The sequence below is a fragment of the Priestia sp. TRN 1309 genome, from assembly GCF_050846875.1.
GTDB lineage: Bacteria > Bacillota > Bacilli > Bacillales > Bacillaceae_H > Priestia > Priestia zanthoxyli.
In genome coordinates this window covers 638,364-657,002 of sequence record NZ_JBOZGM010000004.1, presented here as the reverse complement: position 1 = coordinate 657,002, position 18,639 = coordinate 638,364, and the positions used below count along the sequence as shown (strand labels likewise).

Here is an 18,639-nt window from a genome sequence, read left to right as displayed (position 1 = left end):
CGGCGAGTAGAACGACGAGAGCGGCGAGTAGAACGGCGAGAGCGGCGAGTAGAACGACGAGAGCGGCGAGTAGAACGGCGAGAGCGGCGAGTAGAACGGCGAGAGCGGCGAGTAGAACGGCGAGAGCGGCGAGTAGAACGACGAGAGCGGCGAGTAGAACGGCGAGAGCGGCGAGTAGAACGACGAGAGCGGCGAGTAGAACGACGAGAGCGGCGAGTAGAACGACGAGAGCCGCGAGAAGAGCGACGCGTACCGCGGGTAGAAGGGCGAGAGCTGCGACGAGAGCTACGAGAAGAGCGACGCGGCTTTGTTAGTGGACCGGCAGTTGGCTCTTGAAACATAAAAGATTTCAGTTCTGTACATTCTAGGGCTTCAGCAGCCTCTTTAATTTTTTCAGCTGTAATATGCAATACAAAAACCTCCTTGTCAATTGGACTAGGTCTTGCATTAATAGAATACGCGATGATGCTTGTCCTTGATATGAGTCAAAAGTGGAGTTTGCGGAAATAGTTGATGCTGCGGGGTATCATGGAGAATTTACCCTTCATATACTTTAATAATTGAAGAAAGGTGGTCGAATCATGAAGCAAAAAGAAATCCCTCAATACGCTCTGTTTGTGAATGTAAAAGATTTAAAGGAAATGCAAAGAGATATTTGGTCAGAAGAAGCGGTTCAGGCAACGATGAAGTTTAACAAAAAACGCTACGATATTGATTTGCTCCTAAGAGGTTCCCATATTCGGAAGATGAAGAAAAAGTCATATTATATTGAATTTTATTCTCCGAAAATATTTCAGCGCGCCAAAGAAATACACCTAAACGCTGAATACAAAGATCCATCGCTTATGCGCAACAAATTGTCCCTCGATTTTTTCTCTTCTTTAGATGTTTTATCTCCCCACTCTCAGTTTGTCACTCTTAAGATTAATGGGAAAAATGAAGGAATATATCTTCAGCTCGAATCGGTAGATGAACTATTTTTGAAAAAAAGAAATTTAGCGGATGGATCCATATTTTATGCAGTGGACGGAGATGCTAATTTTTCTTTGATGAGCGATTTGGATAAAAAGCCAAAAACAACTTTGTTATCTGGATATGAAGATAAAGCAGTGAGAGAAGGAGACGAGGAAAAATTAGAAAAGTTTATATTTAATATTAATACATGGACAAATACGGAATTCGAACAGAATATTGAGAAGTACCTGAACGTCGACCGCTACTTATCTTGGTTAGTCGGTATTATTTGTATGCAGAATTACGACGGTTTTGTCCATAACTATGCGCTCTATCTAAATCATGAAAGCGGGCGCTTTGAACTGATTCCATGGGATTATGATGCAACTTGGGGAAGAGATGTAAATGGAAAAGTAATGGAAGGAGACTATGTCCGTGCACAAGGATTTAATACGCTTACAGCTCGCTTACTGGCGGTGAACAGCATTAAAAAGCGATATATTCAAAAAATGAACAATGTTCTAAATAATCAATTTACAATAGAATACATGAAACCAATCATTTATCAACTGCATGAGTATATTGCTCCATATGTATTAAAAGATCCTTACGTAAAAGATAACTTGGAGCAATTTTATAAAGAACCCGAATTTATGCTGTCTTTTATAAAAGAACGAACAGCGTATATTCAAAATAACCTTTTGACTCTTTAAAAAGAGATAGATTTATAGGAAATTTATAGGCAACAGTGGATTTTGTTAATAATAGGCAAATGCAGGAAATCAATAGCTGTACATGATACGTATATATACAGTATGAATGACCAATAAGGATAACTAATAAGGAGGAAAAACAATGAGTAACTATTACTATGGCCAAGAACAAGAGCAAAATCAAAATCCACGCCAAAAATCAAGCCAAAAACGCAGCCGAAATATACAAACGCCTGATAAAGGCTATTCTTCTCACTTCAAACCCCTAAAAGGAAGAGTGGTGACCGTTTATCGTGGAGGTCCTGAATCTAAAACAGGTTATTTGGTTGACGTGCAATCAGATTATTTAATCTTAGCAGTGGAAAGCAATGATAACAATAATAACAACAATGGTGAAAATAACAATCAAAACAACCAAAACAACCAAAATAATAATCAAGCAGAATATACACTTGTATATTATCACTTAGCGCATGTAAAAAGTATTACTGAAGATACTATGTCAAATTCGGCACAAACGTTTACAGGAATTAGTGCAGACTTAGAATTATATCGAGGAAAAACTTTTGCTGGAACTTTATCATTAATGAAAACTAAATATGTGCAGGTTAATCAAGGTGGACCTGAGAAAAAAGCAGGTCAGCTTCTTGATGTCTTAGGTTCATTTGAATCTGCTTATATAGTATTACTCACAGAAGACGACGGTGTCATCTATATTAATACTGAACACGTTAAGAGTGTGAGTGAATATCAAAACAACAATGGAGATCAAACTACTCAATCTGCAAATGAACTCTTAGTGAGCCAAGAGCCAGAATATATGAAATCTAAAACCTTCAACGATCTTTTTGCTCACCTTTCCCATAAATGGGTATCAATCAATAATGGAGGACCTGAAGCTGTAGAGGGCGTGTTAGTACAAAGCCGAAATGGTACATTTACACTTGTGCAGAATAATCAAGTATTACGCTTACAGCCAAGACACGTTAAAACCATTTGTGTAGGAGCAAAAGGGGCTTTTAAGCAAAACGATAACAATCAAAACAATGAAGAAACAGAAGAAAATGGAGAGACTGAAGCTGCAAAGTCTACAGAAGAACGTACAGGAAGCCGTACGGGAGGACGTACGGGAAGTCGCACAGGTGGACGTACAGGAAGCCGCACGGGAGGACGCACAGACGATCGCTCTCGAGGACGCCGCACGGGAGGACGCCGTACGAGTTCACGCTCTTCAGCACCGGCCGAGAAAGTTATCAAAACGAAAAATTATCGTTGGAAAGCATGATGAAATGGAACATAAAAGGTGCTTATAAAGCACCTTTTCTATCATATAGGAAAAAGGAGGAGAATGAGTATGAGTATGAATCATTATATCGATAAAATTGTGGAGTTAGATATTTCAGGTAAAACGACATTTGTTGGCAGACTTATTGATCTTGGATTAGATATTATGGTTTTGTATAATGGACATGATTATTTGTATATTCCTCTTTTACACATGCATCGTTTGCGGGAAGTATCGGAAGAAGACTATACGGTTTTGCGTGAAATAGAAGAGAACTTAATAGAAGAAAGTCAGCGGATTTCTTATCGTAATATTTTACAGCAGGCAAAAGGGAAATTTATTGAAATTTATGTAACAGGAGGAAAATCATTGCATGGCTATATTACAAGCGTGCTGAATGATTATCTTGTGTTTTATTCTCCAGTGTATAAAAATGTCTTTGTTTCTCTACATCATTTGAAATGGCTTACCCCTTATAGTAATGAGTTAACTCCTTATTCTTTAAGTGACAAAGAGCTCCCAGTAAGGCCTGCCTCTGCACCTTTTGTCAGAAACTTTGAAGAGCAGCTTAAAAAATATGAAAATCAACTGGTCGTATTAGATTTAGGGGATCAATCAGAAAAAATTGGCGTACTTAAAGAAGTTTCTAATAATATTGTTGAACTAATTACGGCAAATGGAGAAAGTATGTATTGGAAGTTAGCTCACGTAAAATCTGTGCACTTGCCTTAGAAAAAGAGACCTCGGTGTCGTCTCTTTTTTTATGTACTTATCAGGACAAGTATATTGAATAAACAAATGAGATGATTTAAATTTTTTAGAAAATTATGTTGACAATAAAGAAAATCTTTATTAAAGTTAGTAACAACAAACGTTAACCACCAACAATTATATAGAACTCTTATCAAGAGTGGCGGAGGGACTGGCCCTGCGATGCCCGGCAACCATCAAATGAAACATTCATTTGAACGGTGCTAATTCCTGTGGAACATCAGTATTGTTCTAACAGATGAGAGAAATCGTGTATAAACGAACACTCTTCCATCTGTGAAGAGTGTTTTTTATTTTGAGTTAAGGAGAGAAATAGATGAAAATTGAAACTTTATTAGTTCGTTCAGGAGTAGGTCGTGACCCTTCAACAGGTTCTATTACAACACCCATTTACCAAGCATCAACATTTGCTCATCCTGCTTTAGGGCAAAGTACAGGATTTGACTATGCACGTACGGCAAATCCTACTCGTACGGCATTGGAAGAAGCAATTGCTGCTTTAGAAAAAGGCGAAGTAGGAGTAGCATTCGCTTCAGGAATGGCGGGTGTAATGTCAGTTTTAGCGCTATTTAAAAACGGAGATCATTTAATTGTATCAGAGGATTTATACGGAGGAACGTACCGAGTACTAAATGAAATCTTTTCAGAGCAAGGAATTACTGTTTCGTACGTCAACACAGCCCATCTCGAGCAAGTAAAAGATGCGCTTCGTCCCAACACGAAAGCTTTATTCATTGAAACACCTACAAATCCAATGATGCACGTGACTGATTTGCCAGAAGCAATTGCGTTAGCTAAACAGCATGATTTGCTTACTATCATTGACAATACATTCATGTCCCCTTACTATCAGCGTCCTTTAGAGCTTGGAGCAGATATTGTGATACATAGTGCAAGCAAATACATTGGGGGTCATAATGATGTAGTTGCTGGTCTTGTAGTCGCTCGATGTAGTAGCTTAGGAGAAAAAATTCGTTTTTATCAAAATGCAGCTGGGGCAATCTTAGGTCCACAAGATAGCTGGCTGTTATTGCGCGGTATTAAGACGCTAGCGCTTCGTATGGAAAAACATAACGAAAACGCACTGAAAATTGCAAATTGGCTTACTGCTCATGATCTCGTGGAAAAAGTGTATTACCCTGGTCTTGAAACACATCCGGGCTATGAAATCATGAAGAAACAAGCAACTGGATTTGGAGGCATGATTTCTTTTGCTGTCTCACACCCTGACATCGTGTCAGTACTTTTAGAAAATGTTAAAGTTATTACATTTGCAGAAAGCTTAGGAGGCGTGGAAAGTTTAATGACATTCCCAGCTCGTCAAACACACGCTGACATTCCGGAGGAAATTCGAAATCGTGTCGGAGTAACAAACTGTTTACTTCGATTATCAGTTGGAATTGAGCACGCAGATGATTTAATTAAAGATTTGAAGGAGGCATTTGATGCATACCAACAATAATAAACATAGATTTGGTACGAACTTAATTCATGCAAATACAGGAATTGACGGTCATTTTGGAGCGGTTAACGTACCTATTTATCAAGTATCTACATTTAACCAAGAAGATGAGACGAACAACGGCCGCTATGACTATTCTCGTTCAGGAAACCCAACGCGTGAGGCTTTAGAAAACACTATTGCTCAGCTAGAAAATGGATACGCTGGTTTTGCTTTTTCATCAGGTATGGCTGCTATTTCATCGGTGTTATCTATTTTTGAATCAGGGGATGAAATTTTAGTTTCACACGATACGTACGGCGGGACATATCGTGTATTAACACGATTATTTTCAAAGTTTGGTATCAAAACAACTTTTGTTGATACAACGAAGGTTGAGAAAGTAGAAGAAGCTATCACAAAAGATACGAAGGCTATTTATATCGAAAGCCCTTCAAATCCATTTTTACAGGTAACGGATATTAAAGCAGTAGCAAGTTTGGCGAAGGAGCACAATCTCCTTACAATTGTGGATAACACGTTTTTAACACCTTATCTACAGCAGCCGATTGACCTTGGTGTAAATATTGTCATTCATAGTGCTACAAAATATATCAGCGGTCACAGTGACGTCATTGGCGGTCTAGTTGTGGTAAGCGATGAAAAGCTAGCGGAAGAAGTAAAGTTTGTACAAAATGCTTTTGGTGCTATCTTAGGACCACAGGATTGTTTTTTACTACTTCGAGGCATTAAGACATTAAAAGTTCGTTTAGATCAGCAGTTAAAAACAGCGCTGCAGTTTGCAAAGTGGCTTGAAGAACAATCTCTAGTGAGCCGTGTATACTACCCGGGCTTAAAAAGTCATCCGGACCACAAACTCATTTCAGAACAAGCAAATGGATACGGAGCTATGATTTCTTTCCAAGTGCAGGATGAAAAAGTAGCACGACATATTTTACAAGGAGTCAAATTAGCTTCAATTGGCGTTAGTCTAGGTGCAGTTGAATCCATTCTCACGCATCCTGCAACAATGTCTCATGCAAGTATCCCAAAAGAAGTACGTGAAGAAAAAGGGATTACTGATTCACTTCTTCGCCTTTCAGTAGGGTTAGAGGAATTCGAGGATTTGAAGCAAGACTTTAACGCTGTTTTTCAAAGCTTAGAAGAAAAAGCGTTAATTAAATAAAAAAAGGACTTCCATTAAGGAAGTCCTTTTTTTGTTATATACAGCTATCTAAAAGGTTTGTGTATAGGGACGTAAGCGCAACTTTTTCATCAGAGGAAAGACTGCTGTTTAGAATTCTTTTTATGCCAAGATGATATTTTACATACGGTGTTTGCCGAACGCGTGGATGAGTCATTTCATCTTTTAAATCTTTCAGAATGGCTTCGTGAAGCTGATCTTCACTTGTCAGGGCTTGTTTAGAAGCGAAAGAACGGTTCAACCATAGGGTCTGATAAGCTGCTAGTAAATGTTCAGAAGTCATTGTGCAAAGAGCTCCTTTAGATTAGTTTCTTCATTATAATAATCTATAGTTTATCATAAGTATTAATACGTGTACGTAACTTTTACAGAAGCGGATACAGTCAAGGACTGAGCTTGGATAGGGGGAGAGGCTGCTAATAACTTAGGCGAGGAGCCAGATGACTGATAGACGGGGCCTTCTTCGATTAAAATGGGGATTTGGTTAATAGGGAGCTGCAGCGTGTTGGCAATGGTAAAGGCCTTTTCTTTAGCGTTAAGCAAAGCTTTACTTATCGCTTCTTGTTCATATTTATCATCATTTGTAACGTGAAATTGAAGATCTTGCGCTACGTTGGCTCCGCTTGAAAACGTAGCGTTATAAACATCGCCAGCTTGTTTTACATCTTGTACTCTTACTCTAAACAAATGCTGTACTTCGTATCCTGTAAGAGTCGATTTTCCATCGCTGTAATCATATTTAGGATTTATAGTGAATGAAGCTGTTTCAATTTGCTGGTCGTTGATTCCAAGTTTTTTTATCTCTTGCAGCAGAGTATTTGAAACAGCTGAATTTTCTTTTAAGGCTTCTTGAACGTCTCGGTTTTCCGTGCGCGTTCCAATCGTCATGGAAATTTCATTTGGAATGGCTGAAGCAGTTCCTTCACCAGTTACTTTAATTTCTCTATTTTGTGTATCTGCGCGCAGTGGCTGTGTAGGTTCGTAAGGGAAATAAGAATGTTGCATGTAAAAACCCTCCTTAATCCGTCTTTAGTACATATATATGACTGCAGGGCTTGCATTAAAAGCAAAAAGTACACAAGTCGTAACTTGTGTACTTTTTTTACTATTTTGTATGCTGTTCTAATACGCTTTCCATGTTTCTAAATTGATCTTCTACAGCTTCTGAAGGCTTTTTTGTTAACAGACTTACTACAATAACAGCCAGCAAGCTTAAGAAAAATCCAGGAATCATTTCGTAAAGGGCATCTTTCAATGGAGTATTTACCCAAATTAATACTGTAGCTGCACCTACAATCATTCCTGCAAGGGCTCCCCATCTAGTCATACGCTTCCAGTAAAGACTTAGTAAAATGGCCGGGCCAAATGCAGAACCAAATCCAGCCCATGCGTATCCGACAAGTCCTAAAATCGTATCACTAGGCTTTAAAGAAAGCAAAATACCAATAATTGCAACACCTAAAACCGCAGCTCTTCCGACTGTTACAAGCTCTTTGTCAGAGGCTTTACGTCGGAAAAATGTTTTATAAAAATCTTCTGTAACAGAGCTTGCCGTTACAAGCAGCTGAGAAGAAATAGTACTCATAATCGCTGCCAATAAAGCTGCATATAAAAATCCAGTAATTAATGGATTAAATAAAACATCAGCAAATTTAATAAAGATTGTTTCAGGATCCCCAAGTTTCATCCCAGTTTGATCCACATAAGCAATTCCAACAAGACCCGTTAACATAGCGCCAATGATTGATAGGATCATCCAGCTCATACCGATACGACGGGCAGGCTTTAATTCTTTAATAGAAGAGATCGCCATAAAGCGAACGATAATATGAGGTTGACCAAAATAGCCAAGTCCCCAGGCTAAAAAAGAAATAATCCCTACTACGGTTGTACCTTTAAATAAATCAAGGTAAGTTGGATCGATATTTTTTACAATATCCATTGTTGTTCCAACGCCGCCTAAGTCAGTAAAGGCTACAATAGGCACTAAAACAAGGGCAATGAACATAATAACGCCTTGCACAAAATCTGTTAAACTAACGGCTAAGAAACCACCGAACAGAGTATAGGCAATAACGACAGCAGCCGTTACAAATAGTCCTATTTGGTAATTTAAACCAAATGCCGATTCGAACAATCTTCCGCCTGATACCATACCAGCTGAAGTGTAAAGAGTGAAGAAAATAAAGATAACAATCGCTGATACTGTTCGAAGAACCTTGGCATGGTCGCCAAAGCGATTTTCAAAAAAGTCCGGAATTGTAATGGAGTCATTCGCTACTTCCGTATAAGTGCGAAGACGCGGAGCGAGGATTAAATAATTTAAATAAGCACCAATAGATAAACCTACTGCAAGCCATAAACTTGAAAGACCTGTCACGTACATGGATCCAGGAAGGCCCATTAACATCCATCCGCTCATATCTGAAGCACCTGCTGAAAGCGCAGTAACAGCCGGACCTAGTCCGCGTCCGCCTAGCATGTAACCCGATACGTCTTGAGTTGTTTTTGTGTAGGCATACCATCCTATTCCGAGCATTCCTACAAAATAAATGCCCAGTGAAATATAAACACCAATATCCACCAAATCTCCCCTTTATGCATTTTTTATGCATGAAACGAGCACTACTCGCCATGCAAACATCTTATGGTTTCTAAAACTAACAAACTTTTCCCTTACTATCAACCCACAAAACCGTAAAATACATGAGGCGAAAATCCCCTATCCCCCTATAACAAAGAAATGAAAACGTTTTCAAAATAAAATAAAATAAAAATATTCAGAAACTTATAAGTGCATTTTTTATGCAATATTTTATGCAATGGGTAAAATAAAAAGAGCATTTTATAAAATGCTCTTTTGACATTCATGTATATTAGCGTGAATTTGGAAACACGCGGCGAACAACTTCTGAAAACTCGTCAAACAGTCCAGAGACTGGTTTACCCGTTTGAAGCTTGTCTACATATCCATTCATACGGTTTACAAAGTCGGGGTTTGTTGATACAAACACTCGATGAACACTGCCGTCGGCTTTTCGTACTTCGTGTGCGATCTTATGCTCCATATCTTTTGTGAGATTGCCTTCTTTGTTATCGTCTAATACAGCTGCTACATAAGCTGTATGGTCGGTTACGATTACGTTAGCATCTTTTACATTTTTTAACGCTACGATACGATCAGCTGCCACATCGGCTACTCTCATTCCGCCGGACTGATTGTACTGTTCTTTCTCATTACGCTGTACGTCTTGCGTATTATTTACGTCATTCATTTTCGTTTTATTGTTTCCATTTTCATATGTGACGTTGCGGACTGTATTATCGTCAATGACGCCATCTTTACCTTGATCTGCTGTGCTGCAGCCGAATAAAGAAAGGGTCGTCATGCAGCCTACAACAAACAAAAACGATTTCTTCATGATAGTATCACTCCTTATAAGTTTTAACCTTTCTTATAATTTGTTAAAAACGTGTGAAGCATACATGAAAAATATAAAAAAGCCTATACTATCGAAAAAGGAGGAATATGTATGAGTGAAATCCGACAAAGCATATTTGTGCTTCATACAAAAGAAGAAAACCATGAAGAAACAACAACGTTTGCGTTAACTTCAGAAGAAGCTAAGCTATTATTTGAAACCCTGCAAAATAAACGAAAAGAAATTATCGACGCCCATATTGATAACATGTTGACGTAAGGAAGGTAAATATCTTATAAAACAGATGAGCCATATGTTAAAGGTGGCCAAATATTTGCATTCTACATATAGATATAGTATAATGTAAACGCAACCAAATATAATTAATACTATGTTTTGACCATATACTCGAATTAGATTTAGTGAAAATTCACTTGTTATAAAGGAGATCTACTTCGCGTAGGTCTCTTTTATAATATGTGAATTTTTTATTTACGGTATAAATGTAAATATAGAGTAACATATTAAAATTTTTATATTTTTTGGAGGTTTTTTTACATGGCTACTACAGGTACAGTAAAATGGTTTAACAGTGAAAAAGGCTTCGGTTTTATCGAAGTACCAGGCGAAAATGATGTATTTGTTCATTTTTCAGCTATCCAATCTGAAGGCTTCAAAACATTAGAAGAAGGCCAAAAAGTTGAATTTGAAATCGTTGAAGGCCAACGTGGACCTCAAGCGGAGAATGTTGTAAAATTATAATTCAACGCTACATATGAAAGCTGCCGATCGGCAGCTTTTTTTGTGCAAATTTGTTTTATTTGTATGATTAAGAAAATAGATTAAAGTAGGGGAGAAGGGAAGGCGTGAGTTCATTTCATTGCTGTGCCACATGTCAACATTTTCAAAGCATTAAATTGGATAAAGGAATGAAGTATCAATGCAAGAGACTAGGCTATGAAACTCGTCCTGCTTATCAGTTTACATGCTGGGAACCAAAAGAAGTAGTTAAAAAGCTAATGGAAAAACGAAATCAAAAAGATATTGATACATAACGAAATCGATCCCATCTAAAGACGAACAAAGAACAAATGGAATGGATTCTCTAGTATGAATTGCTTGTTACATCGCTGTTGGTTTCCGTGCAAGACTGCGCTTTCCGCGGGCGGGCGCTGAGCCTTGCCCTCCAATCAACAGCTATAAGCACCTACATACATGAAACCTACGTTCATCATCACTACGAAAAAATCCGAACGAGTTGGATTCTCCATCAGGAATCTCAATTCATCGTTCGGATTTTTACTAAACTACTTTTGTTCCAGCCGCTTTTAATTATTCCTCTTTATCTGTCCCTTCCTCTGAAGGTAAATGCTTCCCGCAAAACTCTTTGACAGCTGCTTCTTCCTCTTCTTCTAGGTCGAAGTCTAATACTTTATTTGTTGAAACTTCGTAGAAATGAGTCTGGGCAATAGAAGTGTTATCTTCGCCTTTAATATACACTACGCGTAGTGCTAGGTCGCTGCCGGTATATAATTCATCCTCTTCTTCTACCTCAATGTATAAATGAAATTCATAGCGTTCACCTAGAAGGAGACCAAATGGATCCTGCAATTGTTCAGCTGTATATTCTTTAATTGTAAACATATGTACGTCCTTTCCATATATCAGTAAAATACTTGCATCATCTATTATAGTTTTTCTTTGCAAAGAAAGAAAGTGCATGCGTAATTCATGCACGGATTTATTCCTTGGTCATTCTATTTAGCGAATCTACTTGATGCGATGGCGCAAGGACTTCGATGATTTACTTAAAGATGGAAGAAACGCGCGTATGTTATTGCTTATACATGGCAGCATCTGCTTTTTGAATTAATGTATCTAGGTTGGTGTCGTCTGAAGGCGCACATATAATAAACCCGTAACTCGCAGACAGTGCATATGGCTTCTTACATTCTTTCTTTTTATCTTCTAGCTGATTATTAATATTTTGCCACAGCTCGTGTACGTATTCTTCCGTTTGTTCAGGAGCAATTAATAAAAACTCATCACCTCCGTAGCGAAAGAGCGTATCATCCTTGCTAATATAACCACTAATTGATTCTGCTATTGTTTTAATAAGCCAGTCGCCTTCTCTATGACCGTATTGATCATTTACTAGTTTTAAGGAATTAATATCGATAAAACATAATACAAAAGATGTATCATTGGTTTTAGCTCTCAGCAGTTCCAGCTGCAGTTTTTCCATTCCGCTTCTTCGATTTAAAATTCCGGTTAGCATATCAGTTGAAGCGTGCAAGTTCAATTCATGCTCAACCGCTTTTAAATCGGTTATATCGGTAATACCTGCGAGTATGCAGCTTTCGCTTTGATACTCTAGTAATTCATAATTGATCATAACCCACTTAGAATCTCCATGTTCACGTGCTTCTAAGATGTAGTTTTTTACATGCTTTTCTTGTTGAAGACGTTTTAAAATCTCCTCTCGATCTTCATCAGTAGGGTAGATTATAAATCCGTCTAGTTGATCAAGATCTTGAGAAGCAAGATTGTAAAAATGAATAGCTTTATTGTTAATGAGCAGCACTTTGTGGTCGGATAATCTCGTTAATAGTAAAGGATAGGGATTAATTTTGAACAGCGTAAAAAAATTATGTTCGCTTTCTTTTAGCTGTAAATGATTCATATATTCTTTGTGACGGTATGTATAGAGAATATATGAGATAAGCAAAGCGATAGCAACTGCTGCAGTTGTATTGATCTGCTTTGAAATAAGAGAAAAAGAATCCGGTACATATCGTGATAAGCCATATAGTAAAAAAAGATGGTTAGGAATAAAAATAATGCACAGATGTTTTAATTTCATAGGACATAAAACAGCTGTGGAAATCAAAAGCATCATATAAACGTCTACGCGACCTGTGAAAAGCTGACTGTTAATAGTAGAAAGTGCTGCAGCAAATACGTAATAAAATATATAGCCATATACCATGGTGCTTAAGTAGTTAGCAAATCGCTCTTTTCTTTTACTAAAATAATAGAAGAATAAATAAAGAGAAGAGAGAGCGAAACTAGTGAAATGAATACCAATTAGTGTATGTCTAAACTGAGATGTCCCCGCATGTTGAAGTAAAGAAAACCCTATATAAATATAAAGAGGGTAGGAAATGACAAGAGCAAGTGAAACTAGCTTGACTCTTTGTTGAAGCATTTCTGCATTCGTTTTATCGAACATTTTATCTTCATTAACTTCTCTTCCTGAAGGGAAACGAAATTTCTTCAGAAAGGAGAAAGGTAAAAGCGAAAGAAGAAATGACATGACCATCATCTCCATATCTTTTTTTAGGTATTTTAGCATGTTTGTATAAGAAAAGACATGAATTTTTTAGATGAAAATGTCTGCTTTTCCATCAAGAAAAAGCACTAAGAGTTATAGGAGTAAAGGTGAGACCAAAGGGCCCCACCTTTTTTTATTGAAGTTTATTTGATTCAGCATGCCGTACAAACATGGTTTCATCTTCTACTAAGCCGCAAGCTCCGCACTGAATGCGTTTTTGGGGTCCGTTATAAGCAGCGTGAAAGGCATCGAGCGTATCGTTTGTGTATTCTTCTACGACGTCTCCGCTTCTTGGGTCCATTTTTACAGGTTTTGCATTTTGTTCAATGATATTAAAGCGCGTTCGATTTGTTTTGCAGCTGGGGCAAAGATAAGGGCTTCCCATTTTTAACATCTCCTTGAAAAATTTACTGTATTAATACCATGTCCGAATCCACCAAAAACATACAAAAACTTATGGTTTTCTATCGAACGTTCATTCGTTAAAATAGAAGCAGGTGATGAAAATGAGAATACGAAAAAACTTACAAGAAGTAATAGATATCTTGCAAACGAATCCATCGTATCAGCAAAATATTGTTCATTGGCATACAATCGAAGAGAAAGAAGCTAAAACTGCGCCATTTCCAGCTTCTTTGCATACGAAACTGCGGGAAGCACTTGAAAAACGAGGAATTGGTTCGCTTTATACGCATCAAAAAACAGCGTTTGATTTGGCGGCAGCTAAGAAGAATGTTGTGGCCGTTACGCCAACAGCCTCGGGGAAAACACTGTGCTACAACTTGCCGGTACTGCAAAGTATTATGGAAAACGATCAAGCTCGAGCTCTTTATTTGTTCCCAACAAAAGCGCTTGCCCAAGATCAAAAAAGTGAATTAAATGAAATCATTGAAGAAATGGAAGTGCCAATCAATAGCTACACGTATGATGGAGATACTCCGGCAAATATCCGCCAAAAGGTGAGAAAAGCAGGGCATATCGTTATTACGAATCCGGATATGCTTCATTCAGCTATTTTACCTCATCATACGAAATGGGTATCACTGTTTGAGAATCTGAAATACATTGTGATTGATGAACTTCATACGTACCGCGGTGTTTTTGGAAGCCACGTAGCCAACGTTATCCGCCGGTTAAAGCGAATTTGCCGCTACTATGGAAGCGATCCTATCTTTATTTGTACATCAGCGACCATCGCTAATCCAAAAGAACTCGCTGAACATTTAACGGGAGCTCATGTTATGTTAGTAGATAACAACGGAGCGCCTAGCGGCCGCAAACATTTTATTTTTTATAACCCGCCTATTGTGAATAAACCTTTAAACATTAGAAGAAGTGCTACGCTTGAAGTGCGAAATATTGCAGGAGAGTTTTTGAAAAATAAAATTCAAACGATTGTATTTGCACGAAGCCGAGTACGAGTGGAAATTATTTTAACGTATCTGCAGGAGCTCGTAAAAAACCAGCTTCAACATAAGTCTATTCAAGGGTATCGAGGAGGATATTTGCCGAAGCAGCGACGCGAAATAGAAAGAGGACTTCGAGAGGGAAGTATTTACGGGGTAGTCAGTACGAATGCTTTAGAGCTAGGAGTGGATATCGGGCAGCTGCAGGTGTGTGTAATGACAGGTTATCCAGGCACGGTTGCAAGCGCTTGGCAGCAAGCAGGACGAGCAGGAAGACGTCATGGAGAAGCCGTCATTGTGATGGTCGCAAGTTCAAGTCCGCTTGATCAGTATATGATTCAGCATCCGGATTACTTTTTTAGCAGAAATCCAGAAACAGCTCGAATTAATCCTGATAATCTTGTTATTTTAGTCGATCATTTAAAATGTGCGTCCTATGAGCTGCCGTTTAAGCAGGGAGAAACATTTGATGGGGTAGAAATTGAAGACGTGCTGGAGTTTTTGCAAGAAGAACGAGTGATTCATTTTAGCGGAGATAAATGGTACTGGATGAATGATTCCTTCCCAGCTCATAATATCAGTCTGCGCTCTGCATCCCAAGAAAATGTTGTCATCATTGATCAATCGGACGTTGCAAATGTGAAAGTAATTGGAGAAATGGATCGCTTTAGTGCTATGACGCTTCTTCATGATGAGGCGATTTACTTGCATCAAGGCATTCAGTATCAAGTAGAATACTTGGACTGGGATGAGAAAAAAGCGTATGTTCGTGAAGTCGATGTAGATTATTTTACCGATGCAAACTTGGCGGTTAACTTGAAGGTTCTAGAATCTGATAAAGAACGACTGGAAGGGACATATTCAATCAGTTATGGCGATGTAATGGTCAGCGCCATGGCGACGATATTTAAAAAAATAAAGTTTGAGACGCATGAAAACATAGGGTCAGGTCCCATTTCACTTCCGGAAGAAGAGCTTCATACAAATGCCGTGTGGCTAAGCTTTGAAAAAGAACAGTTTCACGAATCTGAAGAACGATTGGAACAAGCTCTTATTTCCGTGGCAAATGCCATTCAGTCAATTGCACCGCTTATGGTGATGTGCGATCCTTCTGATTTACATGTAGTGCCTCAGATAAAAGCGGTGCACAATGAACAGCCCACTATCTTCTTATATGACCGATACCCGGGAGGCATTGGCCTAAGCGATAAAGTATACGAACAAATGAATGGTGTGCTAAGTCAAACTAATCAATTAATTGTAAATTGTTCTTGCGAAGGCGGCTGTCCGTCCTGTATTGGTATGGAAGCACAGGGAGAACACGCGAAAAGCGATGCGCTCGTACTGCTACAACAACTGCAAAGTAGGTGAACTCGTGTCTTTTAAAAATAAATTAAACCGTATGAAAAAGCATCTTCATGTTACAGAAGCGAAGCCTCCGGTTGAAAGTAACCCCCAGCGATCTAAGGGCGCGTCTATTCCCTATGAGCAGGAATGGAAGGGAAATCATGCTGCGCCTTACTTTGCCGAAGACAGCTACTGTATGATCAGAGAAGTGGTTTACCCGCTCGACTACAAGCATGGACATTATGAATTTAATGAGCTGAAAAAAGTAGTGGAAGTATGGAATCAGTCTACAGTTGCTCATCCGCTTTCATCAAAAGGCCACACATATTCAGATTTGTTTTTCTTTGATACGGAAACGACGGGGCTTAGTACAGGTACGGGAACGACTATCTTTTTGCTAGGATACGCAAGGGTGTTAAAAGATTCCGTCGTTTTTCGTCAGCATATATTAACCGAGCCAAGTGGAGAAGTAGCATTTTATGAAAGTTTTTTAAAAGAAGTAGACTACACGACGCTTGTGACTTATAATGGTAAATCTTTCGATTGGCCTCACGTCAAGACTCGCCATACGCTATTGAGAGATCATTTGCCCAAGCTGCCTAAGTTCGGTCACTTTGATTTACTGCATGCGTCAAGAAGGCTGTGGAAACATAAAATGGGTTCGGTTAAGCTTGCGAATGTCGAAAAAGAAATACTTGGAATTGAACGAGTTGATGATATTCCCGGTTTCTTAGCTCCCATGATTTATTTTGATTTTATTGAAACGAAAAATCCAAGAGGCTTATTCGACATTATGAAACATAATGAACATGATATTTTATCGCTTATTACCTTATACATTCATTTATCAAAACATCTCCTTACTAGTGAGGAGTTTACAGAAAAAGAAACATATGAAGTGGCAAGGTGGTATGAGCAGTTGGGGGAGAACAAGCACGCTTTCTCTCTTTATCAAGGCGTAGCGGAAAAAGAAAAAGAAGAGCATGAAAAAGCTCAGCTAGCGATGGCTTATCATTATAAAAAAGAGAAGAGTTGGAAAGAGGCAGTGGACATGTTTGAACCGTTGGTTCAAACATGTGAAGGTGACGTCGCTATAGAAGCACTGGTTGAGTTAGCTAAAATTTATGAGCATCGTCTCAAAGATGTTCATCAAGCACTTCTATATACTGAGCTAGCCTCGGAGAAGTGGAATCAACTCAGGGGAATGACGAAAAAAACGTCGAAGGAAGCGCTTGAAAAAAGACTTCTTAGATTAAAAAATAAATCAGCTAAAGGATAGGCTTCAGCTGATTTATTTTAAAATATTCAGAATTATTATTCTTTTGTTTTTGTAGACGTTTTATATTGTTCTATTTTTCAGTCATTGATAAAATTAGTCAATGTAAGACTGATTCTTACAGCTTAAAAACAGAACTTTGGTGAGATGGAGAGAGGCCTCATGAAAAATGTGATTTTAGTATCATTTTTCGCATTAATTTGTTTAACAGTAATTGTCTTAAGCAGTTTGAAAAATTCGTATAACTCCTTTATGTAGGTCAAAAATAGGTGTTTGTCTTAGTACATGTACATTACCCTTCACATATTGTAATAGTGTAATAACTAAACAGTGAAAGGGGAAAAAGGATATGTATCCAAGACCAACAAAATGTATGCCACCAATTGTGCATCCAACAAAATGCTGCACACAGTTTACTTCTCAGGAGGTAGTTGTACCTCACATTCATCCAAGTCATAATACATTGGTGAATCATACAAATGTGAAGCACGTGCATTACTTCCCGCAAACACAATCTGTTGTAAATGAAACTTCAAATCAACAGTTTTTTGGCGGTGCGCAGCAATATCCAACTCAAGTAGGTGGAGCAGGCTATCCAGGTCAAATGGGAGGCTACCCAGGTCAAGTAGCAGGTGCTGGTTACCCAGGTCAAGGAGGTTACCCAGGTCAAGTAGCAGGTGCTAGTTATCCAGGCCAAGGAGGCTACCCAGGTCAAGTAGGTGGAGCTGGTTTTCCAGGCCAAGGAGGTTACCCAGGTCAAGTAGCAGGCGCTAGTTATCCTGGACACAAAGGTTGCGGCCAAGGAAGCTGTCATACAAAAGGCGCGCATCAAGGACCTAATTCAGGGTATTTTAGATAATGTACGTTAATAGGAGCTGATTACATCAGTTCCTATTCTATTTTGTTACAAAGGAGTTATATAATGAAGGTGCTAACGGTTACTGGTTATAAGCCATTCGAACTTGGAATTTTTAATGAAAAACATCAAGGCATTACATACATAAAAAAAGCGCTCTATAAAAAATTACAGGAATTAGTAGAAGATGGATTAGAATGGGTATTGATTAGTGGCCAGCTAGGAGTAGAGATTTGGGCAGCAGAAGTGGTATTTGATCTGCAGCTCGAGTATCCCGAGCTTCAGTTAGCTGTTTTAACACCATTTTTGGAGCAGGAAGAAAAATGGAATGACGTCAATAAAGAATTGTATGAATTCGTCTTAAGTCAAGCAGATTATGTAGATAGCATCACAAAAAAGAAATATGAAAGTCCAGCACAGTTTCGGTTGAAAAATCAATTTTTAGTAGAAAAAAGTGAAGGTATTTGTTTAGTTTACGACGAAGAGCACGAAGGAAGTCCTAAATATATGTTAGAAACGGCTAAAAAGCGTGCTGAACGAGAAGAATACCCTATTATAATGGTGACGTCTCACGACTTACAAGATATCGTGGATGAAGAGAAATTTTCGTCTTTTTAACGCCACTTGACG

20 protein-coding genes and 1 riboswitch are annotated in these 18,639 nt (G+C 38.4%); of the genes, 12 read left to right on the top strand and 8 right to left on the bottom strand.

Annotated elements, in window-relative coordinates; translation table 11 throughout:
- A partial coding sequence (locus ACRPLQ_RS19555; protein WP_432236242.1) for a CotG/ExsB N-terminal domain-containing protein occupies positions 1-410 on the bottom strand: 410 nt, incomplete at its 3' end.
- Positions 411-581: 171 nt separating this feature from the next.
- On the opposite strand from ACRPLQ_RS19555, the gene ACRPLQ_RS19550 reads away from it, so the two are divergent.
- The 5 genes from ACRPLQ_RS19550 to ACRPLQ_RS19530 all read left to right on the top strand — a co-directional run bounded on the left by ACRPLQ_RS19550 (position 582) and on the right by ACRPLQ_RS19530 (position 6,350).
- The gene (locus tag ACRPLQ_RS19550; RefSeq protein WP_221817516.1) at positions 582-1,667 is read left to right on the top strand and encodes a CotH kinase family protein; all 1,086 of its coding nucleotides are present in this window, start codon (positions 582-584) and stop codon (positions 1,665-1,667) included.
- 142 nt (positions 1,668-1,809) lie between these two features.
- Entirely contained in the window at positions 1,810-2,952 is a 1,143-nt protein-coding gene (locus tag ACRPLQ_RS19545) for a spore coat protein (protein ID WP_432236241.1), read from the top strand.
- Positions 2,953-3,021: 69 nt separating this feature from the next.
- Entirely contained in the window at positions 3,022-3,684 is a 663-nt protein-coding gene (locus ACRPLQ_RS19540; protein WP_034266519.1) for a hypothetical protein, read from the top strand.
- 166 nt (positions 3,685-3,850) lie between these two features.
- Positions 3,851-3,968, top strand: a riboswitch (SAM riboswitch).
- A 71-nt stretch (positions 3,969-4,039) separates the two neighbouring features.
- On the top strand, positions 4,040-5,185 hold the full coding sequence (locus ACRPLQ_RS19535; protein WP_033578432.1) for a trans-sulfuration enzyme family protein: 1,146 nt from the start codon (positions 4,040-4,042) through the stop codon (positions 5,183-5,185).
- Complete coding sequence (locus ACRPLQ_RS19530) at positions 5,169-6,350, top strand: trans-sulfuration enzyme family protein (protein ID WP_028414067.1); 1,182 nt, start codon at positions 5,169-5,171, stop codon at positions 6,348-6,350. Before ACRPLQ_RS19535 ends, ACRPLQ_RS19530 begins: the two co-directional genes overlap by 17 nt.
- 34 nt (positions 6,351-6,384) lie before the next feature.
- Here the strand turns inward: ACRPLQ_RS19530 and ACRPLQ_RS19525 are convergent, their stop codons facing one another.
- The 4 genes from ACRPLQ_RS19525 to ACRPLQ_RS19510 form a co-directional block, all read right to left on the bottom strand.
- Positions 6,385-6,651 (bottom strand): hypothetical protein, encoded by a 267-nt coding sequence (locus ACRPLQ_RS19525; protein ID WP_028414066.1) that lies wholly within the window; start codon positions 6,649-6,651, stop codon positions 6,385-6,387.
- Between the two features lie 62 nt (positions 6,652-6,713).
- A complete protein-coding gene (locus ACRPLQ_RS19520) occupies positions 6,714-7,373 on the bottom strand; it encodes an SIMPL domain-containing protein (protein ID WP_432236240.1) in 660 nt (219 codons plus the stop codon).
- A gap of 100 nt (positions 7,374-7,473) precedes the next feature.
- Positions 7,474-8,952, bottom strand: coding sequence for a sodium/proline symporter PutP (putP, locus tag ACRPLQ_RS19515; protein ID WP_028414064.1), 1,479 nt, complete (start codon positions 8,950-8,952; stop codon positions 7,474-7,476).
- Positions 8,953-9,244: 292 nt separating this feature from the next.
- Positions 9,245-9,790 carry a YhcN/YlaJ family sporulation lipoprotein gene (locus ACRPLQ_RS19510; protein ID WP_033578433.1) on the bottom strand — a complete coding sequence of 182 codons (546 nt, stop codon included), beginning with the start codon at positions 9,788-9,790 and terminating at the stop codon, positions 9,245-9,247.
- 111 nt (positions 9,791-9,901) lie between these two features.
- Between ACRPLQ_RS19510 and ACRPLQ_RS19505 the strand changes: the two genes are divergently transcribed.
- The 3 genes from ACRPLQ_RS19505 (at position 9,902) to ACRPLQ_RS19495 (ending at position 10,845) form a co-directional block, all read left to right on the top strand.
- Positions 9,902-10,069 (top strand): hypothetical protein, encoded by a 168-nt coding sequence (locus ACRPLQ_RS19505; protein ID WP_165573336.1) that lies wholly within the window; start codon positions 9,902-9,904, stop codon positions 10,067-10,069.
- Positions 10,070-10,348: 279 nt separating this feature from the next.
- The gene (locus ACRPLQ_RS19500) at positions 10,349-10,552 is read left to right on the top strand and encodes a cold-shock protein (RefSeq protein ID WP_013056130.1); all 204 of its coding nucleotides are present in this window, start codon (positions 10,349-10,351) and stop codon (positions 10,550-10,552) included.
- Between the two features lie 104 nt (positions 10,553-10,656).
- Positions 10,657-10,845, top strand: a complete 189-nt coding sequence (locus ACRPLQ_RS19495) for a hypothetical protein (protein ID WP_028414062.1) — start codon at positions 10,657-10,659, stop codon at positions 10,843-10,845.
- A 277-nt stretch (positions 10,846-11,122) separates the two neighbouring features.
- Here ACRPLQ_RS19495 and ACRPLQ_RS19490 read toward each other — a convergent pair whose 3' ends face one another.
- The 3 genes from ACRPLQ_RS19490 to ACRPLQ_RS19480 all read right to left on the bottom strand — a co-directional run bounded on the left by ACRPLQ_RS19490 (position 11,123) and on the right by ACRPLQ_RS19480 (position 13,509).
- Positions 11,123-11,434, bottom strand: a complete 312-nt coding sequence (locus tag ACRPLQ_RS19490) for a DUF6509 family protein (RefSeq protein WP_028414061.1) — start codon at positions 11,432-11,434, stop codon at positions 11,123-11,125.
- A 190-nt stretch (positions 11,435-11,624) separates the two neighbouring features.
- Positions 11,625-13,106, bottom strand: coding sequence for a diguanylate cyclase domain-containing protein (locus ACRPLQ_RS19485; RefSeq protein WP_432236239.1), 1,482 nt, complete (start codon positions 13,104-13,106; stop codon positions 11,625-11,627).
- A gap of 151 nt (positions 13,107-13,257) precedes the next feature.
- Entirely contained in the window at positions 13,258-13,509 is a 252-nt protein-coding gene (locus ACRPLQ_RS19480; RefSeq protein WP_013056134.1) for a hypothetical protein, read from the bottom strand.
- A gap of 121 nt (positions 13,510-13,630) precedes the next feature.
- Between ACRPLQ_RS19480 and ACRPLQ_RS19475 the strand changes: the two genes are divergently transcribed.
- From ACRPLQ_RS19475 to ACRPLQ_RS19460, 4 genes are all read left to right on the top strand, one after another.
- Positions 13,631-15,901, top strand: coding sequence for a DEAD/DEAH box helicase (locus ACRPLQ_RS19475; RefSeq protein ID WP_034266523.1), 2,271 nt, complete (start codon positions 13,631-13,633; stop codon positions 15,899-15,901).
- 4 nt (positions 15,902-15,905) lie between these two features.
- The gene (locus ACRPLQ_RS19470) at positions 15,906-17,156 is read left to right on the top strand and encodes a ribonuclease H-like domain-containing protein (protein ID WP_049163658.1); all 1,251 of its coding nucleotides are present in this window, start codon (positions 15,906-15,908) and stop codon (positions 17,154-17,156) included.
- Positions 17,157-17,502: 346 nt separating this feature from the next.
- Positions 17,503-18,012, top strand: a complete 510-nt coding sequence (locus ACRPLQ_RS19465) for a spore coat protein (protein WP_034266527.1) — start codon at positions 17,503-17,505, stop codon at positions 18,010-18,012.
- A 63-nt stretch (positions 18,013-18,075) separates the two neighbouring features.
- Positions 18,076-18,627: a DUF1273 domain-containing protein gene (locus tag ACRPLQ_RS19460; RefSeq protein WP_033578438.1), complete on the top strand. Its 552-nt coding sequence runs from the start codon at positions 18,076-18,078 to the stop codon at positions 18,625-18,627.
- Positions 18,628-18,639 lie beyond the last annotated feature (12 nt).

Coding starts and splice junctions, on each gene's coding strand:
- ACRPLQ_RS19550 (WP_221817516.1), top strand. CDS start 582: ATGAAGCAAAAAGAAATCCCTCAATACGCTCTGTTTGTGAATGTAAAA.
- ACRPLQ_RS19545 (WP_432236241.1), top strand. CDS start 1,810: ATGAGTAACTATTACTATGGCCAAGAACAAGAGCAAAATCAAAATCCA.
- ACRPLQ_RS19540 (WP_034266519.1), top strand. CDS start 3,022: ATGAGTATGAATCATTATATCGATAAAATTGTGGAGTTAGATATTTCA.
- ACRPLQ_RS19535 (WP_033578432.1), top strand. CDS start 4,040: ATGAAAATTGAAACTTTATTAGTTCGTTCAGGAGTAGGTCGTGACCCT.
- ACRPLQ_RS19530 (WP_028414067.1), top strand. CDS start 5,169: ATGCATACCAACAATAATAAACATAGATTTGGTACGAACTTAATTCAT.
- ACRPLQ_RS19525 (WP_028414066.1), bottom strand. CDS start 6,651: ATGACTTCTGAACATTTACTAGCAGCTTATCAGACCCTATGGTTGAAC.
- ACRPLQ_RS19520 (WP_432236240.1), bottom strand. CDS start 7,373: ATGCAACATTCTTATTTCCCTTACGAACCTACACAGCCACTGCGCGCA.
- ACRPLQ_RS19510 (WP_033578433.1), bottom strand. CDS start 9,790: ATGAAGAAATCGTTTTTGTTTGTTGTAGGCTGCATGACGACCCTTTCT.
- ACRPLQ_RS19505 (WP_165573336.1), top strand. CDS start 9,902: ATGAGTGAAATCCGACAAAGCATATTTGTGCTTCATACAAAAGAAGAA.
- ACRPLQ_RS19500 (WP_013056130.1), top strand. CDS start 10,349: ATGGCTACTACAGGTACAGTAAAATGGTTTAACAGTGAAAAAGGCTTC.
- ACRPLQ_RS19490 (WP_028414061.1), bottom strand. CDS start 11,434: ATGTTTACAATTAAAGAATATACAGCTGAACAATTGCAGGATCCATTT.
- ACRPLQ_RS19485 (WP_432236239.1), bottom strand. CDS start 13,106: ATGTCATTTCTTCTTTCGCTTTTACCTTTCTCCTTTCTGAAGAAATTT.
- ACRPLQ_RS19480 (WP_013056134.1), bottom strand. CDS start 13,509: ATGGGAAGCCCTTATCTTTGCCCCAGCTGCAAAACAAATCGAACGCGC.
- ACRPLQ_RS19475 (WP_034266523.1), top strand. CDS start 13,631: ATGAGAATACGAAAAAACTTACAAGAAGTAATAGATATCTTGCAAACG.
- ACRPLQ_RS19465 (WP_034266527.1), top strand. CDS start 17,503: ATGTATCCAAGACCAACAAAATGTATGCCACCAATTGTGCATCCAACA.
- ACRPLQ_RS19460 (WP_033578438.1), top strand. CDS start 18,076: ATGAAGGTGCTAACGGTTACTGGTTATAAGCCATTCGAACTTGGAATT.